The 10,480-nt window shown below is 69.7% G+C and carries 11 protein-coding genes; all 11 read left to right on the top strand.

Features of this window, described 5'->3' with window-relative positions; all coding sequences use genetic code 11:
• Positions 1 to 365 precede the first annotated feature (365 nt).
• The 11 genes from ltrA (at position 366) to ASC56_RS37015 (ending at position 10,253) form a co-directional block, all read left to right on the top strand.
• Positions 366 to 2,141 (top strand): group II intron reverse transcriptase/maturase, encoded by a 1,776-nt coding sequence (gene ltrA, locus ASC56_RS37080; protein WP_055496007.1) that lies wholly within the window; start codon positions 366 to 368, stop codon positions 2,139 to 2,141.
• A gap of 9 nt (positions 2,142 to 2,150) precedes the next feature.
• Positions 2,151 to 3,014 carry an IS701 family transposase gene (locus tag ASC56_RS37070; RefSeq protein WP_079102985.1) on the top strand — a complete coding sequence of 288 codons (864 nt, stop codon included), beginning with the start codon at positions 2,151 to 2,153 and terminating at the stop codon, positions 3,012 to 3,014.
• Positions 3,011 to 3,406 (top strand): hypothetical protein, encoded by a 396-nt coding sequence (locus tag ASC56_RS37065; RefSeq protein ID WP_055496004.1) that lies wholly within the window; start codon positions 3,011 to 3,013, stop codon positions 3,404 to 3,406. Before ASC56_RS37070 ends, ASC56_RS37065 begins: the two co-directional genes overlap by 4 nt.
• A 100-nt stretch (positions 3,407 to 3,506) precedes the next feature.
• Complete coding sequence (locus tag ASC56_RS37060; RefSeq protein WP_055496003.1) at positions 3,507 to 4,496, top strand: DUF6454 family protein; 990 nt, start codon at positions 3,507 to 3,509, stop codon at positions 4,494 to 4,496.
• 1,285 nt (positions 4,497 to 5,781) lie between these two features.
• Complete coding sequence (locus tag ASC56_RS37055; protein ID WP_055496002.1) at positions 5,782 to 6,144, top strand: DUF1304 domain-containing protein; 363 nt, start codon at positions 5,782 to 5,784, stop codon at positions 6,142 to 6,144.
• Entirely contained in the window at positions 6,141 to 6,704 is a 564-nt protein-coding gene (locus ASC56_RS37050) for a TetR/AcrR family transcriptional regulator (RefSeq protein WP_055496001.1), read from the top strand. The genes ASC56_RS37055 and ASC56_RS37050 overlap by 4 nt, the downstream gene beginning before the upstream one ends.
• 912 nt (positions 6,705 to 7,616) lie before the next feature.
• On the top strand, positions 7,617 to 7,847 hold the full coding sequence (locus ASC56_RS37035) for a hypothetical protein (RefSeq protein WP_055495998.1): 231 nt from the start codon (positions 7,617 to 7,619) through the stop codon (positions 7,845 to 7,847).
• Between the two features lie 437 nt (positions 7,848 to 8,284).
• Positions 8,285 to 8,530 (top strand): hypothetical protein, encoded by a 246-nt coding sequence (locus ASC56_RS41015; RefSeq protein WP_055495997.1) that lies wholly within the window; start codon positions 8,285 to 8,287, stop codon positions 8,528 to 8,530.
• On the top strand, positions 8,527 to 9,417 hold the full coding sequence (locus ASC56_RS37025; protein WP_055495996.1) for a hypothetical protein: 891 nt from the start codon (positions 8,527 to 8,529) through the stop codon (positions 9,415 to 9,417). Before ASC56_RS41015 ends, ASC56_RS37025 begins: the two co-directional genes overlap by 4 nt.
• 162 nt (positions 9,418 to 9,579) lie before the next feature.
• The gene (locus ASC56_RS37020; protein ID WP_055495995.1) at positions 9,580 to 9,855 is read left to right on the top strand and encodes a hypothetical protein; all 276 of its coding nucleotides are present in this window, start codon (positions 9,580 to 9,582) and stop codon (positions 9,853 to 9,855) included.
• Complete coding sequence (locus tag ASC56_RS37015) at positions 9,855 to 10,253, top strand: hypothetical protein (protein ID WP_055495994.1); 399 nt, start codon at positions 9,855 to 9,857, stop codon at positions 10,251 to 10,253. The genes ASC56_RS37020 and ASC56_RS37015 overlap by 1 nt, the downstream gene beginning before the upstream one ends.
• Positions 10,254 to 10,480: the final 227 nt, after the last annotated feature.

The following is a 10,480-nucleotide window of genomic DNA, read 5'->3' as shown; positions in this document are numbered from 1 at the left end:
GGTCAGCCGGGAGCGCACCACCGTCCCCGGGGTGCAGAGGGCGCCCAACCCGGTCGTAGCTCACTCATGCGGAACGTGACAACCCCGTCACGGTCCAGGCGGCATGCGCTGGCCTGGTAGGCGGACCGTGAGGAACGCGGATGTCCGTGGCGGGTGCAGGACGACCCGAGAAGCGAATGCCGGTGGCCGAAAGGCAGCAGGAAACCGGGAGCCCGAGGCTGACTCCTCCGTCAGCGGCTCCCGCATAACTGGCCGGATAGGAGCCCCTGCTCCGACCCGAAAGGGTGCCGACGCGGGTCGGGTGAGCCTGCGAGGAACGATGATGAACGACGCGGGAACCGAGGGACAAGTTGGACACCTCAGTCATGGTGGAGGCGGACGCTGTCGACGCCGCGGCGGCTGCGGTGAACGGACCTGAGGACGGGCCGCTCGACTGGGACGCCGTGCAGCGGCGGACGGTTGAGAGGGACGTACGGCGTCTGAGGCAGCGGATCTTCGCGGCATCGCAGGCCGGGGACCTGAAGAAGGTCCGAAACCTGCAGAAACTGATGCTCCGTTCACGTGCCAACGCGCTGATGGGTGTGCGGCGGGTGACGGAGGTCAATGCTGGCCGCAAGACGGCGGGCGTCGACGGCAAGGTCATCGTGAGCGCTCAGGGCAAGGCCGAGCTGGCCGACTGGGTGCAGCGCCGGACCACGCCGTGGTCGCCGCGGCCGGTCAAGCGGGTATATGTGCCGAAAAACAACGGGCGCCGTCGCCCGCTCGGAATTCCCGTGATCGCCGACAGGGCACTTCAGGCTGTCGCGCTCAATGCACTGGAGCCCGAGTGGGAAGCACGGTTCGAGCCGAGGTCGTATGGATTTCGGCCCGGCCGTGGCTGCCATGACGCGATCAAGGCTATTCACCAGGCAGGAAAGGGAAGGAGTGCTAAACGCCTGTGGGTGCTTGATGCGGATCTGGAAGCGGCATTCGACCGGCTCAGCCACGATCATATCTATGCCTCGCTGGGCAGCTTCCCCGCTCGGGGACTGGTCCGGCAATGGCTGAAATCGGGTGTGGTCGAGGATAACTGGTTCACACCGACGGAAGAGGGAACGCCTCAAGGCGGTGTGATCAGCCCTGTGTTGATGAATGTTGCTCTGCATGGCATGGAGACCGCTGCCGGAGTTGTCTATCTCCGGCTCGGTACGGATGCCGCGCACGTGGCAGCCGGATCGCCCGTGGTCGTCCGCTACGCCGACGATCTTCTCGCGCTGTGCCACTCCCGTGAACAGGCCGAGCAGGTCAAGGCGCGGCTCGCCAGCTGGCTGAAGCCCAGAGGGCTGGTCTTCAATGAGGCCAAGACCCGGATCACGCATTTGAACCAGGGCGTGGACTTCCTGGGCTTCAACATCCGCCGATATCGCGGAAAGCTGCTGACCAAGCCGAGCAAGGACGCCCTGCGGCGAATCCGGAAACGACTGTCTGCCGAGATGAGGGCGCTGCGTGGGGCGAACTCCGATGGAGTGATCCACACGCTCAACCCGATTATCGCCGGATGGGCAGCCTATTACCGGATTGGGGTATCCAGTCGCGCTTTTCAGGCGCTGGATCATCATGTGTGGAGACTGACCTACAAGTGGGCCAGGCTCACGCATCCGAACAAGCTGAGGCGCTGGGTCGTGAACCGGTACTTCGGTATGTTCAACCCCGCCAGGCAGGACCGATGGGTGTTCGGTAGCAGGGACACCGGCTACTACCTCCGGAAATTCGCCTGGACCAAGATTGTTCGGCACCAGCTCGTCACGGGGACGGCATCTCCGGATGACCCGTCCCTCACCGAGTACTGGGCCCGTCGGCGCCGCCGCAGCAAACCCCCGGTCTCGCGAGCCATGCTCCGCCTCCTGCTGGAACAGCATGGCCGATGCCCCATATGCCGAGGGCTGCTGTTGCTCGCCGACCGGGAGCCACAGAGCCCGCAAGAGTGGGAACAATGGCTCTCCGTCACCCGGAAGGCACTGCGCAAACACGCAATCACCGTCACACCGGGCCACGGCACGCCGAACGATCAAGCCGTACTGCGGCTCATGCACACTCACTGTCATCGACGGTTCACCAGAGACGACAACGAGTCCGGGAAGTCTGCACGCCTGCGAGCCTGAGGGGCTTGCTTGAGCCGGTTGCCTGGAAAGCGGGCACGGCCGGTTCTGAGGGGGCTCCGGCGCAGCAATGCGCCGGAGCTACCCGCCGAGGCTCTGGGTCACTGCGGTCCGCACCGCCTGCAGCACTTCCTCGCCCGCGCCCGCGTCGACCACGATCTGGCCCGCGACCGCCTCGCCGCGTGGATCACCAGCGAACTCGCCGATGACCAGGCCGTGCTGGTGGTGGATGAGACGGGCGACGAGAAGTCTTGCACCGACGCCGTCGGAGCGGCCCACCAGTACTCCGGAGCCCTGGGCGGCGTGGGCCTGTGCCAGGTCGCCGTCCACCTCACCTACGCCTCCCGACGCGGCCACGCGATGATCGACCGGGAACTGTACCTGCCCGCCGCCTGGGCCGCCGACGAAGAGCGGCGCCTGCTCACCCACGTCCCCGACGAACGGGAGTTCGCCACCAAGCCACAGCTGTCCGCCGGCATGCTCGAACGCGCCAGCACCCTGGGCATCCACGCCCGCTGGATGGCCGCCGACGAGGTGTACGGCGGACGCGAACTGCGCCTGGCCGCCCGCCGCCTGGGCTTCGACTACACCGTGGCCGTCAAGACGGACCACCGCGTGGCCACCTCCGCCGGCACCTTCACCGCCGCCGAACTCGCCGGCCAGGTCCCCAAGAACGCCTGGGCACGCATGCGCACCGGCCACGGACTCAAGGGCGACCGCCACTACGACTGGGCCCTGATCGACGTGCCCGCCGACGACACCCCCACCGGACACGCAGCCGGCCACTCCCACCTGGTCATCCGCCGTCACCGCTACACCGGCGAACTCTCCTTCTTTCCGCCACCCTCGTCGCCCTGGCCACACTGGTCGAGGTGATCTGCTGCCGCTGGAAGATCGAAGAGGACTTCCAACTCGGCAAGAGTGCCTGCGGCCTCGACCAGGGCCAGACCACCTGCTGGAACTCCTGGATGCGCTGGAGCCTAATCAGCATGCTCGCCGCCGCCGTCCTCGCCGTCACCCGCCTGCGCACCACCGCCCACGCCACCCGCGGCCGACTCGTCCCGGTCAGCGCCCGCGAACTGCTCCGCCTCCTGCGGGCCACCGTGCTGCCCCGCCCGCGTCGAGACCTGGACCATCTCCTGCACTGGTCCGCCTGGCGCCGCCAACACCAGCGTCGGGCCGCCGCAGCCCACCGCCTCTGGAACAACATCACCGCAGACGCGACGACCTGGCCCCACCGTGAAGATCAAGAACCACAGCTGCCGTGAACGAGCTGTTCCGTGACCGTTGTCGATCACATCGTCTGGCATTCATGGTCTGCGCATAGGTTCGCCGCGTCCTGGGGCAAACCGCAGCAAGAGGTTCATCATGAAGAACACGAAGATCGCAATCACCCAGCGCGCGACGATAGCGGCCGCATCACTGGTGCTCGTCGCCGGGGGCGCGGCGACCGCCGCCGCCACTGCCGCCGCTCCGAGCACGCCCGCCGCCGGCGTGGCGGCCGACTTCTCCGCGGTGACCCGAAGCACCGCTTGGAACCTGGTCGACAAACTCCAGCTGAAGTTCCATACGTACCACCCGGAGGGCATCGCGTTCGCCGGTGACCGCATCTTCCTGTCCTCCGTGCAGATCATCGAGCCGACCGTCAAGTACCCGGTCCCGCAAGGCCGTTACGACCGCACGCCGGGCAAGGGCATCGGGCACCTCTTCGTGATGGACCGCAAGGGGAACCTGCAGAAGGACATCGTCCTCGGCGAGGGCAACATGTACCACCCCTCCGGCATCGACTTCGACGGCACCTCGGTGTGGGTGCCGGTGGCCGAGTACCGGCCCAATAGCGCGGCCACCATGTACCGCGTCGACGCGAAGACCCTGGAGGTCCACAAGCAGTTCACGTTCGACGACCACGTCGGCGGTGTCGTCCGCGACAAGGCCACCGGGCACCTGATCGGCCAGACCTGGGGCTCGCGCCGCTTCATCGAGTGGAACCTGGACGGCAAGCAGCTCGCGTCCTGGGACAACCCTGGCCACTTCATCGACTACCAGGACTGCCAGAGCCTGCCCGCCCACAAGATGATCTGCGGCGGCATCACAAACCTTCCCCAGACCCCCGCCGCCGGCGGCGCCTCCGCCACGTACGAACTCGGCGGTATCGGCCTGCTCGACGTGCACGCCCACGAGCTGCTGCACGAGGTCCCCTTCCAGCAGTGGTCCACTGCCGGACACGTGGCCACCCGCAACCCCTTCAAGATCGCAGCCGACGGCAACAAGCTGACGATGTGGGTGGCGCCGGACAACGGTGACGAGGGCGACGGGACGGAGATCCTCACCTACCAGGCAACAGTGCCGGCGCAGTAGCAGTCGGCCGCTGTGACGGCCGCTGGGCGGGGGCCGTCACAGCGGGGTAACGGCACCTTGACGCGGCGGAGGCCGCGCACCGCCATTCCTGCACGATGCCGTCCTTGTCGAGGCTGCCTCTCCCCCTGGGCGGGCGCCACGGCCTACTGCGCCATCGGCCTACCGGTGCGTAGCTGTCCCCGGGGATGTGGCTGAAGACCGTCCGGCGGCCGACCTCGTGCACTTCCGGCTGACCATGACGCCAATCGTGCCGATTCTTCACGCCCGCGGCCCTCTCCCGGCCGCCGCCTCGCCGCTGCAGAACGCGGGGCGGAGCCCCCTGCTGCCGTGTGACAGGGGGCTCCCGTGTCGGGTGATCACCGATGTCCTTATCGACCCACCAATGCAGGAAGGCCCAGAACGCCGCCCCTTGGGCCCCCTCGGCACCGAGCCGTCCTACTGCGCGCCACCGGACCGGCAGCCCGGCCCGCAGCGCGAAAGGCCCCTCGCGCACCACCGTCGCAGGCAACGCGGCCAACACCGACTCCCGCGACGGATACCCGGGCGTCTGGCTCATCCAGCGCCGCTGCATACGAAGGATCACTGAACCTGAACCTTGCGCAACGCAGATGACACGACCTGATCGCCGAACCAGCTAACTGACGATGCCGCAGGCCAGGCTCCTGGTCCAGCACAGCGTCCGCAATCACTGCAGCTACCGGCACACTGCAATCCCCCGCCCACCGACGCACCACAAACTGATCAGTGCAGGCCAGGCCACCAACTACCGATCAGAAGGACCGCTCCTGTACAGCAACTCTCCGCCATCGGCATGCGCTGGACATGATGGTCACCAGGGATTGGCCGCCCCACCGAGGGATTGGCCGCCCCACCGTCGTCTCTTGCCCGATGGACCGTACGTGCTGCGTGAGGCAGGGGTACACCGGATCGGCCGAGCCCTATTGACCGACCCGGGGCCTTGCGGCGACTGGGAGTCGCCCGGGGCTGCGGTGGGTGAGGTAGGGGGCCAGGCGGCGCGGATCGATTCGAGGTCGCGGGCGTCCTCCAGAGAGACGGCGGATCTCGGCGGCAGCCAGGGCAATAAACCGTACGGATCGCGTGCGAATCGGCAGGCCCCTCGGCTTGGTGAAGGAGCCGAGAGACAGCTTGCGAAAGGGGATCCGTTGCAGGCACCGCGGGGCCGGCGAACGCGAGAGCGTGGTGGAGTGACCCATCCCCGGTGATTTCTTGGACAGGTGTCCAGTTATCCTGGACACCTGTCCAGGAAGGGGAGGGCTCGCTGCTCATGGAAATCGTGGCGAACGTGCTGGTCGGCCTGGTGGCCGTGTTGCACATGTACATCCTGGTGCTGGAGATGTTCCTGTGGCAGCGGAAGCCGGGGCGGGGGCTGCACGGGTTCGACCCGGAGACGGCCCGGGCGACCGCTCCGCTGGCCGCCAACCAGGGCCTCTACAACGGCTTCCTCGCGGCCGGACTGGTGTGGGGGCTTCTCGCCGCCGACCCGACCGGCTTCCGGGTCCAGGTGTTCTTCCTGTCTTGTGTGGTGGTGGCGGGCGTTTTCGGCGCCACCACGGCCAACCGCCGCATCCTGTTCGCCCAGGCGCTGCCCGGCGCGCTCGCGCTGGCCGCCGTCCTCGCCGCACGATGAGCCGGGCGCCGCACGAGGACCCGAGGGCGGCGCGCACCCGCGCCAGGCTGCGCGCCGCCCTGCTCGCCGAGTGCGCCGAGCGACCGCCGGCGGAGGTCGCCGTGGCCGCGCTGGTGCGCCGGGCCGGGGTGGGCCGGGCCACGTTCTATGTGCACTACGACAGCACCGAGGCGCTGGCGGTCGACGCGTGCGCGGACGTCGTCCGGCAGGCGGTGGACGCGCTGCACGCCTGGCGGGGGCGGCCCGATCCGGTCCACGCCCCGCCCGCGCTGCGGGAGTTCTTCACCGGTCTGTCCCCGCACGCGGCCCTGTACCGGTCGCTGCTCGCGCCGGGCGGCGGCGGGCCGCTCGGTCGGGTGCTGCACCGGGACCTGCGGGCCCGCAGCCTCGAGGAGCGCGAACTGGCCGGCGCGGCTGACGCCCCGCTGGTCGCGTCGGCGGTGGCGGCGACCTTCGCGGGTGTCCTCGCGGACTGGCTGCACGGGCTGCTGCGGGCCGCGCCGGAGGAAGTCGCGGACCAGGTCTGGCAGTTGCTGGTCGCACTGCACCGGAGCCGGTGACCGGTCACTTGCAGGCGACCTCCCGCGCCGCCCGGGGCCAGGCTCCACTCCGGAGGACGTGCGGACGTAGGCGGTGTCCCGGTCCTCCGTCAGCCACAGGTGCTGCCGGTCACGGTAGTGGTACCCGGTGTCGCGGGCGCCCGCGGGCATGCGGACCTGCTTGCGGTACGGCGCGCTGAGCAGCCCGTCACGGGCGAGCACACCCTCGGGATCACGGACGTACGTGCGGCCGCCCAGGGTGAGGAAGCGGACCGACTGCCAGCCGCAGTGCTCGGCTCCGGTGGAGCTTTCCAGCCGGCTCACCGGCACCCGTGCGCCGTCGCGGTCCGTCCACACCTCCCAGCCCTGGGCGGCCGCGTACGCGGCCGGGAGTTCGGCGGGATCGCAGGCGGCGTTCGTCTTCTCCGGGCCCCAACCGGGGCGGTCCTTCTGGTCCTTGGCCACCACGACGGCCACCTTGGTGCGGCCCTTGACGTCGAAGGAGTACAGCACCCGGTCGGCCTCCCGGCGCTCGGCCCGGTAGCCGTGGTCGGGCTGCACGGGCTGGAACATGTCGAAGTAGAGCTCCAGCCCCTCCTCGGGCGTGTCACCGCCCTCCGACCTGGACCAGCCGTCGGGTCCGCCGTCCTCGAAGATCTCCCCGTCGCACTCCAGTGCCCGGCCCGCGGCGCCGGAGGCCAGCCGCAGGGCACGGGGGCCGCTCTCGTCCAGGCCATGGGTGGGGACGTACAGGGCTCCGCTGTACGGGGGGGGGCGGGCGGCGTCCCCCTCACCACCACCCGCACCCCGGTGCCGTCGTCGCATCCCACCGCCGTCACCGCCGCCAGCACCGCCGCGGCCGCAGCAGGCGAGTGACGAGGAGCTGGTGCGCGCACGAGAGGTGCTGGTCGGTCTGCGTATGTTCTACGGGCTGTGCGCGCTGCCGGACTGCTCCTGCCGGACACCCCGGCACAGGCCGCACTGCGGCAGCGGATCGACGAGTGGGGCATGTTCCCGTTCCTGGACCACGCCATCGCCATCAACCCCTCCCCCAGGCAGTTCACCGAGTCCCTGGTGATCTTCCTCGAGCCGTTCTACGACAACCTGTACGAAGCGCTGATGGAACAATTCGCGCGGGACCCGGACATCCCACCGGCTTCATGAACGCGTGGATCCGTACGCTGCGCAAACTGGCGAACGACGAGCAGGAGGCGGGCAGCGGCGCAGACGGCGGCCCCGGTGAATGAACCGGACAGAGGATCTTGAAGGGTGATCGGGGTGCGCCGGGCGGCGGGAGCGCTTCGCTCGCGGGGGTCGCTCAGGCGGCATACGGCTGCATCCAGACGGACAGGGGGGCGGATCGCCAGCAGCGTGTGGAGGCAGGGCACTCTCGGTTTCGGGGCGTGGATGGCCCTTTTGCTCGGTTCTGGGGTCTGACCTGCTCGGATGCGCCGGCCTGGGAAGGTACGTCGGTTGCGGGTCTGGCGTGACCGGGTCGCGCTCGCGGTCCGTGCGCTGTCACCATCGGCTCACCGCGCCGGGCGAAGTCCCGCGGGGCCTGCGGCCGTTCGATACCCAGCACACGCACCTGGAGATACGCCATGTCCATGCACCCGCCCAGCGGCCCCGCCGAGGAACAGCCGGCCGGGCCGGACGCGTCCCGGCGCCTGGGGGCCGGTGAGGCCTGCGTCCTCATCGCCTCCATCGCCGCGGTGACTGTGCTCGCCATTCTCCAGCGCCCGATCCCCGCCGTCCTGGCGGCGCTTGTCGCGGCGGTGTGTCTCCTGCTGCTGCCCCGAAGTGCGGGGCGCCTGCTCGCCGCGCTCGTCTCCGGAAGCCGAGAATGAGCCGCCCTGGCGGCCCGGGTCCGCTCGGCAGGCGGCGGGCGGCCGAGCCCGTGGAACTGACCGTACTGCGCGGCTGGATGCGCAACGCCAAGGGCAGACGGACATTCGACATCATCGCCCGCCGGGCGACCGACGCCGGGATGCCCATCTCCGAGAGCACCCTGCGCCGGGCCCTGACCCCGAACGGCGGGCTGCCCAGGCAGCACACGGTCGTCGCCTTCGCCCGGGGCGCTGACGCCGACGAGGACAAGGCCGCTCTCGTGTGGGAGGCGGCCGCGAGCGCCGTCCGCCCGCAGCCGGTCATGGCGGCCGGAAACCGGTACGTGCCGGGCCGCTTCACCACCCAGGGTGGAATGGCCGAGGCCATGCTCCGCATGTGCGCCGCCGCCGGCGATCCCACCCGGGGCGCGATAGTCGCCGCGGGCGGGGGCCGGTTCTCCCGCAGGGACCTCGACAACGCCCTGTCCGGTCGGCGGCTGGCCAGTGAGCAGCTGGTGATCGACTTCGCGGCGGCCATCGGTGCCGGCAAGAAGGCCACCCGGGCCCTGCTGGACGGTCGCGCGCGGATCCTGGCCGGGCCGCCTGGGCCGCCGTCCTCCTACCCGTGCGCGGTGTACGAGTGGGTCGAGGCTCGGCGCGAGCGGGATGAGGCTATCCGGTCATTGTTCGCCGGGCCCGAACTCGACTGGTACGACCAGCAGCTGCGCGACGAGGAAGAGGCCGAGCACCGACGCATGATCGCCTGGGTCGACTCGCTCACCGAAGCCGAGCTCGACGAGCTGCAGCAAAAGGCGAAGTCGACGGCCGGCGCACTTGGCGACCTGCGCGCCGCGCTCGGCGCGTACATGGAACGCGCCGACCCCGCTGAGGACACCGGCCGCCGATAAGGCATCTCACGCACCGCACGGGGCGTACATCTGGCGTACTAATCGCGTGCAGAGGCGTTCTCTCGGTGCGCGAGACGATCTTCGGTACGGACGCGGAGGCGAACCGGTAGCGCGCTGCCGTTTCCTCTACCAACGGTAGAGGATGCGAGTAGAGTGAGGAACATGGCAGCAGACGAGACGAGCATCAAGGTGAGCACGGCCGCGCGGGACCGGCTCGCCCAGCTGGCGGCCGAGCACGGCACCACCATTCGCAACCTGGTCGAGGACCTCGCGCAGGGCACTCCCACCCAGGCCGAGTACGCCGAGCGGGCCGAGCTCGCCCGCGCCGAGCTCGCATCCGCCCTCGGCAGCGCGCCGAGCCCGGAGGCCGAGGCCAAGGCCCGGGCTCTGCTCGAGCGCCTGGGCGCCGCCTCGCACGGTCCGCGGGCGGCCGCGTAGTGGCGGCGATCGCAGTCGTCCTGGACCACACGACCGCCGCGGCGCTGTACGACCCGAAGGACCCGTTCAACGAGGCGGTCGCAGCGTTCTACGTGCAGGCCTCCGGCGGACTCGGTGATCTGTATGCGCCGGTGCTGTCCCTGACGGCTGGCGACACCGAACGGCCGGGCTTGCTCGGCTACATCAAGGGGCTGCGGTTCATCCAGATCGAGGCGTTCGACACCGACGCCGCGGTCACCGCCACCGAGCTGCTGCGGTTCGGCCACCCCTGGGCGGCCGTCCACGCCATCCACGCCGCCCGTCCCTCCGCCGCCCACCCCAGCGGACGTTTCCTGCTCACCCTGACACCGAAGGCGTACGCGGGCACCGGCGTCCAGGCCGTCCACCCCGACCAGTAACAGCCGACTCCCGGCGCCAGAAGGCGGCCACACCACCCCGCCCGCACCGCCGACACGACCATCGCTTGGTCTACCTGGCCGTCATGAGCCTGGACCCGACCGGAACCGGACGCAAACGCTGGACCATGCGCTGGAAGGCCGCACTCCAAGCCTTCGACATCACCTTCGACGGCCGGCTCACCGCCGGACGCCGCTGAACAACTCCGACTGAGTTCCACCGTTCGCTA

Source organism: Streptomyces sp. TP-A0356, from assembly GCF_001417775.1.
Taxonomy (GTDB): domain Bacteria; phylum Actinomycetota; class Actinomycetes; order Streptomycetales; family Streptomycetaceae; genus Streptomyces.
The sequence above is the reverse complement of the archived record's forward strand: the minus strand, read 5'-3'. Positions and strand labels throughout refer to the sequence as shown.